Genomic DNA, 12,568 nt, shown 5'->3' on the forward strand with positions numbered 1-12,568 from the left:
GAAGCTCCAACACACTTTCATCGAAGTCCCAGCCACCGACGTCCCAACCAGCCGGAATCTGACATGCCCGACGCTCTTGCTCACCTTCAGATGGCACATCTCGAGGCCCTGGAACGTCGCTATGCCGACGCCATGAGCGCCCTTGGTTACGACGGCGTACTGATCTTCAGCGGCCGCCCTGCCCTGCACTTCGGCGACGACCAACACGCCAACTTCTGCAGCTACGGCCATTTCCAGCACTGGACCGGTCAGGCCGGCCTGGCCCACAGCTGGCTGCTGGTGCAGCCGGGCCAGCACACGACCTGCTTCGTCCATGCACCGGACGACTTCTGGCACCTGCCGCCAAGCCTTCCCGACGAGGGCTGGACCGACTACCTCGAGGTGATCAGCGGTCGCTTCGAGACACCGCCGGCGGTAAACGCGAGCCGCCTTGCCGTGATCGGCGACGTCGCCGAAGCAACGGCCCGTGCCCTTGGCGCCGAGTGCAATCCTCCCGCTCTGCTGACCGCCCTGGATGAAGGCCGGGTGCGCAAGAGTGAATACGAAATCGCCTGTCTGAGCGAGGCCAACCGGATGGCGCTGCGCGGCCACCAGGCTGCCAGAGCGGCGTTTCTGGCCGGCGAGAGCGAACTCGACATTCAGCTGGCCTACCTCAAGGCATCGCGGCAGCGGGAAAGCGACGTACCCTACGGCAACATCGTCGGTCTCGGCGCTCATGGCGCGGTACTGCACTATCAGCATTACGACAGCGAGGCGCCCGCGTCGCGTCACAGCCTGCTGGTCGATGCCGGATACCGCTATCGCGGCTACTGCGCGGACATCACCCGCAGCTGGCCGGGGCCGGACGCCGACCCCGCCTTCGCCGCGCTGGTAACGCGCATGCACGACATCAAGCAGCAACTGGTGGCGGCGCTGGCCCCCGGCGTCGATTTCGTCGCCCTGCACGAGCGCATGCATCGCCTGCTCGCAGCACTGCTGGTCGAGAGCGAACTGGTCGCCGGTTCGGCCGAGGCCGCGGTCGAAGGCGGGATCACCCGCGCCTTCTGCCCTCACGGCCTGGGCCACCTGCTGGGCGTGCAGGTACATGACGTGGCCGGACGCACGAGCCGGGAGGGCATACCCCTGCCACCGCCGCCCGAGCACCCGGCGCTGCGCCTGACCCGGGAACTGGAACCAGGAATGACGGTCACCATAGAACCCGGGCTCTACTTCATTCCCATGCTGCTCGGACCGTTGCAGGCAAGCCCTGCGGGAAGCGACGTGAACTGGTCGCTGGTCGAACGTCTGCTGCCTCATGGCGGCATTCGCATCGAAGACAACGTGGCCATCGCCACGCATTCGGTGCGCAACCTGACCATGGAACACGAGTGAACGATATGTGTGAACGGCAGCAAGAGGCCGACTTTGCTCCGCCGCGCGGATTGAGCAATCCGCACGTTCAGACACTGTTGCCCCGCTGCCTGCCACGCCCGCGAATCGCTCGCGACGTCGAGCAGTTCGAACTCCCCGACGGCGACTTCGTCGAGCTCAACTGGATCCGGCCGATCCCCACCAGCAGCACGGCACCGATCCTGGTGCTGTTTCATGGCCTGGAGGGCTCGTTTCACTCCCCCTATGCGCGCTGGTTGCTGGCCACGGCCAGCCGCATGGGGTGGCGCGCCGTACTGATGCACTTTCGCGGCTGCGGCAGCCAGCCGAACCGCCTGCCGCGTGCCTACCACAGCGGCGACACCGCCGATGCCTATTGGCTGATCGCCGAGCTGTCGCGACGTTATCCCGGCGCCTTGAAGGTAGCCACCGGGGTCTCGCTGGGCGGCAACATGTTGCTCAAGCTGGTGGCGGAACAGGGCGGCAGCGGCCTCGATCTGGCCGGTGCCATCATCATCAGCGCCCCGCTCGACCTGGCCGCCAGCGCCGACACCCTGCATCAGGGATTCTCCCGGATATATGAGCGCCATCTGCTCAGGGCCCTGAAACGCAAGGTGGCGCCAAGGCTGGTACGCGGCGAACTGCCGCTGACGCTGAACGGCGAGGCACTCGAGCGCATCGACAGCCTGCGTGGATACGACGATGCCGTGACCGCCCCGCTGCACGGCTTCAAGGGAGCCGATGATTATTATCGCCGCGCTTCGGCCGGAAGGCTGCTGGGCGACATCGAGCTACCGACCTTGATCCTGCATGCCGATGACGACCCCTTCATGCCGGCCGGGCTGTTCCAGCGTCTGCCCCAGCCTTCCGCGGCGGTGCATCTGGAAATCACCCATCATGGCGGACACGTCGGCTTCATGGAGTGGCGCAACAAGCGTCTCTCGCCCTGGCTGGCCCGTCGCCTGGCGCGCGAGCTGGAAGGCTGGGCCAGCCTCGGCGACGCCTGGCGCTCCATCGCCGATCACCGGCTCAGCCGATCGGACAGCTGACCCCGGTTCCCTTCAGCCCGCAGTAGCCGCCCGGGTTCTTGTGCAGATACTGCTGATGGTATTCCTCGGCCGGATAGAAGACCTCGAGGGAGGCGATCTCGGTGGTAATCTGGCCGCGGCCCGCCTGAGCCAACGAATACTGATAGACGTCACGACTGCGCCTGGCGGCCGCCAGTTGGGCATCGCTGGTGGTGTAGATCGCCGAGCGGTACTGGCTGCCGATGTCGTTGCCCTGGCGCATGCCCTGGGTCGGATCGTGGGCCTCCCAGAACACCTTCAGCAGCGTCTCGAGATCCACCTCTCGGGGATCGAACACCACCCGCACCACTTCGGTGTGACCGGTCCTCCCGGTACAGGTCTCTTCGTAGGTGGGGTTGGGAGTCACGCCTCCGGCATACCCCACCGCCGTCACATACACCCCCGGTAGCTGCCAGAACAGACGCTCGGCGCCCCAGAAACAGCCAAGCCCCAGCACGATCTGCTCATGCCCCTCGGGAAACGGCGGCAGCATGGAGCGGCCGCTGACGGCATGCACGCCGGATATCTGCACCGGCGTGTCGCGCCCCGGAAGCGCATGTGTAGGATCGATGTTCATGACGTTATCCTCGCAGCAACACGTTGAGAGCGATCACGGAGCGGGCTCGAGTCGTGGCGGCCGGCCGGGCCTGGAGAAGATGTAAACCAGATCGACGGCCTGGGCAGCCCCGGAAACGGCCTGCACGTAGAGATTGCGCCACAGGGTATAGCGCAGCGTAAGCTCCGCGATCGGCGAGAAGATACCGACACCATAGCTGACGCGCAGATCTTCTGTCAGGTAGCCGCTCACGACCACCTGGCTGTCGTCGCCGACACCGGTCGTCTCCAGGGCCAGATCGTCGATGCCGAATGCCTGACCGATGGCACCGACCACCCCGCCCGTCTGCCCCAAGGCCAGGCCCACCAGCGCCGAGGTCAGCGCACCGTCCGCGTCACCATCCCGCGGCGCCCGGCCGCGCAGCAGGTACGAAAGCGCCCGCGCCTCATCCATGGCCGGCTCGGAGAAGATGGCCAGACTCGGCTCAGCGGCGAAGCCGGTCACACGCAGCCCGGCAATGACGCCATCCTCGGTGATGTCGGGGTTACGTATGGCTTCGAAGTCGAGCAGCGGCTGTTCCGGCGGTCCGCTGAACAGCAACTGCCCTTGGCGAATCAGCAGATCCTGGCCGAAGGCGCGGAAACGACCGTCGACGAGGTTGACCTCGCCGAACAGCTGCACCGGGCCATCCTGCTGGCGCACCTGCAGGGTGCCGGCCAAACCGGTTTCCAGCCCCGACGCGGCGAGCGTCATGTCCGGCCCCAGGTGCAACTCGATACGCACGTCCAGCTGCATGCCCGCCTCGCGCAGCGCCACGGCGGCGGCTTCGTCACCACCGGCGGCCGGCTCCAGTTCCTCACGCCGCTGGGCCCGTGCCTCGTCGCGCCGGGTGATGATGACCTCGTCGGGACTGGGGCTGACGGCCGCCGGCGGCGCCTCGCCCACCTCCAGTCGCGCCCAGGGCACCCCAACGTTACCCCGCACGCGCAGCGCCTGCGGGGTCACCCTGACGGCAATCTCGGGGGCGACGCGCAGACGGCCGAACTGCGGCAGGCTCACCAGCAGCGGACGGCGGGTACCGTCCAGCTCCACGGCGATGCGCCACTCGTCGAGCGAGGGCCAACTGGCGTTGCCGTCGATCACCAGGCGCCCGTCGTCGCTGGCCACATAGCCCATCAGGCGTGCACTGTCGCCGTTGAACTCGATGCGAATGCGTCCGTCCTCGACGATCAGCGGCACATCGAGCCCCGATGCCCGCAGTCCCATCAACTCCAGCGCACCATCCAGGCTCGGGTTGTCGCGGCTGCCGGAGATCCCGACCCGACCGGCCAGGGTACCTTCCAGCATGTCGAGTCCGGCCGCCAGCGTCCGGTAGCGAGACAGGTCGAGAGCGTCGACGACGAGGCTACCGGCAAGCTCACCGCTGCCCAGCGGGTCATTCAGGTCGAGATCGAGTGCCAGCCTCCCGGCATCGCCAAGGCCGAGCTCGAGATCGAGTGCCATACGCGCCTGGGTGGCATCCAGCCGCACGGCGAGGCGGGTGGCGGGCATCGACCAGGGCTGGCCATAGATATCCACCCCTTCCAGATCGAGCTGGCTGTCCAGATCCGCCTCGGCGCTCCACTGGCGACCGCCCTGCCGCCAGCGCGCCCGCAGCTGCAGGTCGGTCTCGCCGCTGGCACGCCAGTCCTCCGGCAGCCACTCGTTGAACATGCTCATGGGCAGCCCGCGCACGGCCAGGCTTACCTGGCCTTGATCGGCGCCGGCCTGCAGCGTGTCCTCCAGGCACAGGCGTCCGCCCTGCTCTCGACGCAGGCAGAACGGCTGCACCTGGGCGCGGGCCGTCGCCAGGTCCACTGAGAAGGCCACGGGGTCGTCTAGGCGCATCTCGCCGTAATCGGTATCGACCTCCAGCGGATCGATGCGACCGCTATAGCGCTGGCGCTCAGTGGAGAGCCCGCCCTCGAGCACGAGCGACGCCCGCGACAGCGGCATGCCTCGCCCGGCAAGCGCCGTCAACTCGGCGCGATGGGACGACAGCCGCCCGGACAAGGCCAGCGACAACTCACTGAAACGCTGGCCACCCGCGTTGAGCCGCTCGATGGCGAGATTGCCATCGAGGCTCGGGTCGTCCAGCCCCTGAACGCTGGCAGTGAGCTGCAGCGCCTCGAGGCGATTCTCGGCAAACGCCAGCGTCTGGCCCCGCAGGTCGATCTCCAGGCGCGGGCTGCTCAGCGTGCCGGCGGTGCGGAAGCGTCCGGTCAGGCTGCCGCTGAGATCGTCGTGCAGGCTGTCAAGCTCGGTCAGCGAGATGTCGCCGCTGAGGTCCATGCGCTGCTCGGTGATCGCGCCGGCAACGGTGATACGGTTCTGCCCCTGGCGGAAATCGAACTCCTGTACCTGCCAGCGCATGTCACTGTCCCCGGCCAGACGTGCCCGCAGCGACAGCGGCAGTTCCTGCAGCTGACCGTCGATGGCCAGCCGCGGCACGCGCAGCTGCCAGCCCGCTTCGGTCTGGCGGAAGGCGAGGTCCATATTGCCGCTGAGGCGCCCCTGCATGGCATCGGTGAACTGCCCGGGGTCGAGGTTGTCGAGGCGCACGGTGGCATCGAGCACCAGGCCGTCATGCCATTCGATGCTTCCGCGGCTGACCACCGAAGCATTGCCCAGGCTCAGGGACAGCGGGGTCCAGGCGAAGTGTTCCAGGTCGCCGCTACCGGTCAGGGCAATCCGGGTCAGCGGCACCTCCGGCCCCTCGACCCGCGCCGAGAGTGCCGCGCTGTACTGCTCGAGAGTGCCCGATAGACGCAGGTCGAGATCCTCGATCACATAGGGATCGTCGAGCGCTTCATCCTCTTCGGCGAAGGCGGCCGCCATCGGCAGCGGCCACTGCAGGAATTCGCTGCTCATCCTGGCGGAGAAAGGCACTTCCGGGTCGAGCACATCGGCCTGAGCGGTCAGCCGCGTGCTCACCGGGCCGCGCGCCACGAGTTCGGCGTCGAGCTCGGCCAGCGTGCCGTCGAGCCTGAGGTCGAGCCGCTGCCCGGCCAATTCGGGCATCAGCTCCGGCAGCCACAGCGCGGCCTCCAGCCGCGCCTGGAGCGGGTAATCGTCACGCAATTCGACGCGCGCACCGAGTCTGACGTCGGCGTCCAGGCTGGCGGCTTCCAGAGCGACGATCTCGACCACCTGGCCGCTGGCCTCGAAGGCCAGGGTGAGATGGCGCAGGTCATAATCGAGCGGCCCCCGCAGCTCGACGCCATCGAGATGGATGCGCGGTGCCGCTATCGTCAAGGGCAGGACGATTTCCGGCAGCACAATGCGCTCGCGCTGCGCCAGTGGCACTTCGGGCTCACCTGCCTCGGTCGGCACCGGTGCCGAACCAACGGTCTCGGCGGCGGCCAGTGCCTGAGCGCTCAACGCCGGCGTGCCTGCCGGCGCCTCCAGCGCCAGTTGCTCGGCCCCGCCCGCTGGCAGGCTGACCTGCAGCCGCTCGAGGCGTGTGGGCAGCAGCGTCAGCCGTTCGCCCTCGGCCTCGATGCCGGTATGCAGTCTGTTCCAGCCAACTTGGGTACCGTCGCCCAGCCGCAGCGCGACGTCTTCAATGACCAGCTCAGGCGCCGAGATGTCGAGCGGAAAGCGGAACGGCGGCTGCGCCGTCTCCGCGGCCACCTCATCCGCCCTTTCCACCACGGCTTCGGCATTGGCATTGGCTTCGACATTGGCTTCGGCATTGGCAGGCAGCGTCACGTTCAGGCCTTCGGCTCGTGAAGCACCGAGTTGCAGTCCTGAGTTCTCGGCCATGGCGGCGGTGTTCAACTGAGCGAGTGCGACATGCGTGCCGTCGGCCAGACTCACCCTGGTATCCACCAGCACCAGTTCGCGTACCTCCATGGGGAACGGCAAACGGATCGGATCGCTCGCCCCGGTCTCGTCCGGCGCAGGTGCCGCGGCCGGCTCCTCTGGCTGCCCTGGCCGCAACGCGACCCGCCCACCCTGCATGACCAGGCGCTCGACACACAGGCGCCCCCGCAGCAGGCAGTCGTCCGCCCAGATGAGCTCGAGCCGTTCGGCGGCGATGTCGGCAGGCCCCGCCTCGATCTGAAACCCATGCAGCACGAGACGATCCAGCGGCGCCCCTTCGACACGCTCCAACTGGTAGAAACCGCGTTTGGCCCCTTCTTCGAGCAGCAAGCCGGCCCCCCATGGCGACAGAGCCAGACCCAGCACGAGGAAGAGTATGCCGATGGCCATCAACGGCAGCACGATCAGCAGACGGAGCAACGACCACAGCAATAGACGCATTCTCAGAATTCCGGGCCGATGGCGAAGTGCAGACGCCACGAGTTCTCCTCGTCATCGAAGGGGTGAGCGATATCGAAACGTACCGGCCCGACGGGGGAAATCCACCTGACGCCGAGGCCGGCACCGGTATTCAGCGTTTCCGGCCACCAGTCGTCGAAGGCATCGCCGCTGTCGACGAAGGCGGCTCCCCACCAGTTGCCGGTGACACGCCGCTGCAGCTCGGCACTGCCGACCAGCATCTGCTGACCGCCGCGTATCAGACCCTCTTCGTTGCGTGGTGCCAGGGTCTCGAAGCCGTAACCCCTTACCGAACGGTCGCCTCCGGCAAAGAAGCGCAGCGAGGGCGGCACCTGGGAGAAGTCATCGGTTTCGATGGCCCCCACGCCGAGTCGGGTGACGAAACGCAGGTTCTCGCCCAGCATGCGGATCCATTCGGTATTGCCCGTCATCCGCAGGAAGTCCGCATCGGAGCCCCACACGCTGTCCGAATACTCGAAGGTGATGCGCTGACGATCACCCCAGGTGGGAAAGCGGGGATCGCGCGTGCGGGTGCGCGACCAACTCACCCCCGGGTAGTAGATGAAGACGCTTTCCGCCTCGCCCCCCTGGGTGAAGTCTTCGTAGGTGGCACGCACGAACAGCGTCTGCACCCAGCGGTTGTCGAACTCCCAGCGTCGTGCCGCTTCCAGGGTGACCTCGTTGGTACGGGTGTCCTGGTTGTCGCGGTGACGCAGGCCGTACTGGAAGCGATACTGATCGCGCAGCGGGTCGTCGAGCGGCAGCAGATAGGTACCGGTGAACTGCTGCTCCGGCTGCGAGACGAACAGGTCGTGCTCGAGGCTGTGCCCAAAGCGGTTGATCCACGGCTGATTCCAACCGAAGCTCAGGCGCGGCCCCACATCGGTGGCATAGCCGATGCCGGTTTCGAATTGGTGACGATCGGCCGGGGCCAGGGATACATCGATCGGCATGCTGGGCTGCTCCGGTGCGTGCAGCCGCGCAACGGCAGCCAACGCCGAGGCGGAGAGCCGGGGGCCGGTCGCCAGTGCGGTGCGCGTCGAAGGCACCTGCGGCAGTGCGGCCTCGCCCTCGGTCGCCACGGCATTCCACCAACCTACGGTTGGCGGGGCCAGGGCAAGCTCGCGGCGGGCATCGAGCCTTGGCCGTACGCTGACGGAGCTGAACCAGTTGGTCTGCCCGAGCCGCTGGGCATACAGCGCCACCTGACCGGCAAGATAGGGCTGGCCGGGCTCGAAGGGCGCGATGTTGCGCAAGCGATCTTCGACGATATGGTGGCCGCGAATGGTGATGTTGCCGAAGGTGTAGCGTCGGCCGCTGTCGAGCGTGAGGTAGAGCCTGGCGCTTTCGTCGAAGGGCCGCACTTCCATGCGGCGGTCGGTGAAGGACCAGTCGAAGTAGCCCCGTTCCAGGGCGAGGTTGGCCAAGCGGTTGCGCATGCGATCCCAGGGCGCATGCTCCAGCGGATCACCCACCTGGAGGGGCAATTCGTCCACGGTGTCACGAAAGGGCTCGTCGCGGGCGGCGTCACCCTCAATGCTGACTTCGAGCACCTGCACGATCACCTGCGGACCGGGATCGATGGCCAGTTCGACGTAACGCGGCGGCTCCTGCTGATCGAGCCGTGGACTTATGCGCGGCTCGTAGTAGCCGTAGACGCGCATGGCCTCGCGGGTACGACGCATCACCACGCCTTCGAGGCGACGACGGTCGTACTGGGCGGCCTCCAGTTCGCTGAGATAGTGACGGATATTCTCCGCAACCGGATCCGTCACCCCATCGATTCGTGCCTCGAGTGCCAGCGCTCCATGCGCCATGCCAAGACACAGGGCCGCCGCCCCCATGCGTGAAATCACGCCTCTTCCCATATTCACGGCTTCCCGTCTTGACTGCTGCCGGCCTGCCCTGGCCCCGGCGATCCTACCGTAGGGCCTCCAGCCCGGCGCTCAGCGACAGCTGCTCCTGGCGCAGCTCGCGCAGTTCCGTATCGATGCCTGCCAGCCTGGCGCGCAGCTCTTCGACGGCCTGGGTGGCGTCGTCGGCGTCGGCGGCCGCCTCGATGTCGCCGGCCAACGTCTCGAGCCGTTCCTCCAGCGCTGCTTCCCGAGCCAGGAACGTTTCCTCCAGGGCGGCAAGCTGCTGCTCGACGAGCTGCTGGACATGTTCGTCCAGGGCTTCGAGCCGCTCATCGAGCGATGCTCTCACGCTCTCCTGCTCTTCTGCCAGCGCTTCCTGAGCGCTCTGCAGCTCTTCTATATGTTGTACAACACTTTGATCATCTTCGGCCAGCGCATCGATTCTGGCCGCCAAGACCTCGCGCCCCTCTTCACCTGCCCGCTCGAGGGCGTTCAGCGATGAGCGAACGGCGCCGAGCAGCGCCTCGCGGTCTTCGGCCTCGGTGACTATCCGCTCGACGTTGCCGGAAAGTTCATCGACCAGTAGAGCAAGGTCGTCGATGCGTTCGTCGATGGCTGCGAATCGCGAGCCGTCCCGCTCGCCGACCTGCTGTACGTCGACTTCCAGGCTGGCCATGCGGGCCACCAGGGATTCGGCATGATCCATGACGGCGGAGAGTCGCGACTCGAGACGCTCGAACCGTTCACCGCGGCCCTCCTCGGCATCGAACCGGGCATGGACGTTGGACATCTCGGCGCTGATCTGTTGCATCTGCGCATTCATGCGCTCCCGCTCCTGCCATCCCAGCCAGCTCACCCCAACCAGCATGACCAGCAGCAGCAGCACGGCAAACTTCAGCGGCCACAGGCGAGGCTGGGGCGCCATCGGGCGGCGCGGCCTCGTCAGGCTGTTATCGGGATCGGGCACGATGGGACGTCGCTCGGAAGGACGCGCTTCGGGCATGTCGAACTCCTTGTGGGCAGGTGCGGCAGGCGCCTCACCATTGTAAGCAGGTTGCACGCCTGCGCGCACACTGCCACCTCAACGCGTCGAGCTCTCTCAGGGTTCGGCACGCCGACCGATACCGCGATAGACCAGCCCCCAGCTGGCCACATGGGCGGGGTCGTAGATGTTGCGTCCGTCCAGCAGCAGCTTCTCGTTGAGCAAACCGGCCAGCCGCGACCAGTCGGGGTTCCAGTAGTGCTTCCACTCGGTGACCAGCATCAGCGCGTCGGCATTCTCGCAGGCGGCGTAAAGGTCGCCGTCGAACAGGCTGAGCAGAGGATGATCTCCCACCTCGGCGCGCAGCGCCGGCACGGCTGCCGGATCGTGCAGCTGCACTCGCACCCCCTGGGCCCACAGCGCCCGCAGCAGGGTCAGCACTGGTGCGTGGTCGATACGCGCCGAGCCGGGCTTGAAAGCGGCGCCCCAGATCGCCACGGTGCGCCCTTCGAGCTGGCCGTGGAAATGGGTCCACAGCTTGCGAAACAGGGTCTCCTTCTTCTGCTCGTTGATGTCCAGGACCTGTTCGAGCAGCGCGGATTGACGCCCGCTGGCCTCCTGAACATCGGCCAGACGCATCAGATCGCGGGAGAAATGCGGCCCGCCGAAGCCGCAGCCTGGGTAGAGGTATTCGTACCCGATACGGGAGTCCGCGCCCATCCCCTGGCGCACGTACTCCACGTCGACCCCCAGGCTGTCGGCCAGGCCGGCAATCTCGTTCATGTAGCTGATACGGGTCGCCAGCATGCCGATCGTCGCCAGCTTGGTCAGCTCCGCGGCACGCCGCGGCATGAGCTGCATCACGTCACGCCGTCGATTGAACGCTCTCAACAGCTCGCGGACCTGCGCCTCGGCATGCTCGTCGTCGCAGCCCAGCAGCCAGCGACCGGGACGGGTGAAGCTGGCCCAGGCGCGCCCCTCCTCGATCATGTCGACCAGGGCGACGGCGCGCCGGCCGTTGCCACCGAGGCGTGTCTCCAGGCGTTCGGTCTCGCCCACTGGAAAGGTGGAGTTGTTGACGAGAATGAGCGCGCCTTGCTGGCTCCCGGCGACCTCCGCCACCAGCTCGTCAGCCTCCTCACGCTGTTCCGGCGACAGCGCGAGCCAGAGAATGTCGATTGCTTCGCCTGGGTTCGAACCCTCGCCATTGGCCAGGCTCAGGGTGCCCTGCTCCAGCCCCTCCTCCAGACGCTCGAGCAGATCAGGCTCTCTTCGCAGCCAGTCGGCGGCCTGCAGTGCCGGCCAGCGCATCGAGGCATGCGGTACCCAACGGACCTGGTGGCCGACCCAGGAGAGCGCGGCGGCGGCCGTAGCCGCCGCCAGTTCGCTGCCATGTATCTGTACGCGCATGACACTTACCCCGCTTGGCTATAGCGAGCGAGCAGTTCGCGGAATCCCTCGCCGAAACGGGGGTGGCGCCGGGCATAGACCAGCGTGGCCTCGAGATAGCCGAGCTGATGCCCGCAGTCATAGGTCTTGCCGCACATGCGCCAGGCATCGACCCCCTCGCGCTGGCGCAGCGTCTCGATGGCGTCTGTGAGCTGGATCTCGTCGCCGGCCCCGGGCGGCGTCTCGGCCAGCAGCGCAAAGATGCTGCCCGGCAGCACGTAGCGGCCGATAACGGCCAGGTTGGACGGGGCCTGCTCCCGAGCCGGCTTCTCGACCACGCCGGCCAGCGGGCAGGACTTGCCGGCAGCGGGCGGCTCGCCTTCGGGGCTAACGATGCCGTACTTGTGCACGTTCTCCCATGGCACATCCTCGACCATCAACTGCGAGCGTCCGGTGGCTTCGTAGGCGTCGAGCATGCCGGCGAGGTCGTTGCGAGACAGACCATCATCATCCACCAGCACGTCGGGGAGCAGCACCGCGAACGGTTCGTCGTCACCGATCACCGGACGCGCGCAGAGCACGGCATGGCCGAGGCCCAGCGGCTCGTGCTGGCGTACGCTGATGATGTTGACGTCGGCGGGGACGATGGAGCGCAGCTCATCGAGCAGCTCCTGCTTGTTCTTGGCCTCGAGGGTGGCTTCCAGTTCGAAATGGGTGTCGAAGTGGTTCTCGATGGCGCTCTTGCTGGCGTGGGTCACCAGCACGATGTCGCGGATACCGGCCTTGACCGCCTCGTCGACCACATACTGGATCACGGGACGATCGACGATGGTGATCATCTCCTTGGGGATCGCCTTCGAAGCCGGCAGACAGCGGGTGCCGAAACCAGCAACGGGCAGAACGGCCTTGCGGATCATGGTGCCTTCCTTGTCGGTTGGTGGAAAGAAGCTGCCCCGGGCCTGTCCTAGATTCCGTCATGGGAAAGCCCGGGCAGCTACGGGTACAATAGCGCATGATACCGAAGGTA

At 66.8% G+C, this 12,568-nt stretch carries 8 protein-coding genes; 2 read left to right on the top strand and 6 right to left on the bottom strand.

The features are described from left to right. Positions 1–63 precede the first annotated feature (63 nt). On the top strand, positions 64–1,371 hold the full coding sequence (gene pepQ, locus C4S71_RS01645; RefSeq protein ID WP_103967982.1) for a Xaa-Pro dipeptidase: 1,308 nt from the start codon (positions 64–66) through the stop codon (positions 1,369–1,371). 5 nt (positions 1,372–1,376) lie between these two features. Further along, positions 1,377–2,417, top strand: a complete 1,041-nt coding sequence (locus C4S71_RS01650) for a hydrolase (protein ID WP_103967983.1) — start codon at positions 1,377–1,379, stop codon at positions 2,415–2,417. Here C4S71_RS01650 and msrA read toward each other — a convergent pair. The 6 genes from msrA to galU all read right to left on the bottom strand — a co-directional run bounded on the left by msrA (position 2,398) and on the right by galU (position 12,458). Continuing rightward, entirely contained in the window at positions 2,398–3,012 is a 615-nt protein-coding gene (msrA, locus tag C4S71_RS01655; protein WP_086511331.1) for a peptide-methionine (S)-S-oxide reductase MsrA, read from the bottom strand. The two genes, C4S71_RS01650 and msrA, sit on opposite strands and share 20 nt — an antisense overlap. Before the next feature lie 33 nt (positions 3,013–3,045). Continuing rightward, on the bottom strand, positions 3,046–7,296 hold the full coding sequence (gene tamB / locus C4S71_RS01660) for an autotransporter assembly complex protein TamB (protein WP_103967984.1): 4,251 nt from the start codon (positions 7,294–7,296) through the stop codon (positions 3,046–3,048). A gap of 2 nt (positions 7,297–7,298) precedes the next feature. Further along, a complete protein-coding gene (gene tamA / locus C4S71_RS01665) occupies positions 7,299–9,170 on the bottom strand; it encodes an autotransporter assembly complex protein TamA (RefSeq protein WP_304481820.1) in 1,872 nt (623 codons plus the stop codon). Between the two features lie 64 nt (positions 9,171–9,234). Further along, the gene (locus C4S71_RS01670; RefSeq protein ID WP_103967986.1) at positions 9,235–10,173 is read right to left on the bottom strand and encodes a coiled-coil domain-containing protein; all 939 of its coding nucleotides are present in this window, start codon (positions 10,171–10,173) and stop codon (positions 9,235–9,237) included. 96 nt (positions 10,174–10,269) lie between these two features. Beyond that, positions 10,270–11,562, bottom strand: coding sequence for a UDP binding domain-containing protein (locus tag C4S71_RS01675; RefSeq protein WP_103967987.1), 1,293 nt, complete (start codon positions 11,560–11,562; stop codon positions 10,270–10,272). A gap of 5 nt (positions 11,563–11,567) precedes the next feature. After that, entirely contained in the window at positions 11,568–12,458 is an 891-nt protein-coding gene (galU, locus tag C4S71_RS01680; protein WP_086511336.1) for a UTP--glucose-1-phosphate uridylyltransferase GalU, read from the bottom strand. Between the last annotated feature and the right edge of the window lie 110 nt (positions 12,459–12,568).

The organism is Billgrantia desiderata, from assembly GCF_900108215.1.
In the GTDB taxonomy this organism is placed as follows: domain Bacteria; phylum Pseudomonadota; class Gammaproteobacteria; order Pseudomonadales; family Halomonadaceae; genus Halomonas; species Halomonas desiderata.

Bases quoted from the DNA above. Each gene is read 5' to 3' on its own strand.
- pepQ (WP_103967982.1), top strand. From the start codon at position 64: ATGCCCGACGCTCTTGCTCACCTTCAGATGGCACATCTCGAGGCCCTG.
- galU (WP_086511336.1), bottom strand. From the start codon at position 12,458: ATGATCCGCAAGGCCGTTCTGCCCGTTGCTGGTTTCGGCACCCGCTGT.
- msrA (WP_086511331.1), bottom strand. From the start codon at position 3,012: ATGAACATCGATCCTACACATGCGCTTCCGGGGCGCGACACGCCGGTG.
- tamB (WP_103967984.1), bottom strand. From the start codon at position 7,296: ATGCGTCTATTGCTGTGGTCGTTGCTCCGTCTGCTGATCGTGCTGCCG.
- C4S71_RS01650 (WP_103967983.1), top strand. From the start codon at position 1,377: ATGTGTGAACGGCAGCAAGAGGCCGACTTTGCTCCGCCGCGCGGATTG.
- C4S71_RS01675 (WP_103967987.1), bottom strand. From the start codon at position 11,562: ATGCGCGTACAGATACATGGCAGCGAACTGGCGGCGGCTACGGCCGCC.
- C4S71_RS01670 (WP_103967986.1), bottom strand. From the start codon at position 10,173: ATGCCCGAAGCGCGTCCTTCCGAGCGACGTCCCATCGTGCCCGATCCC.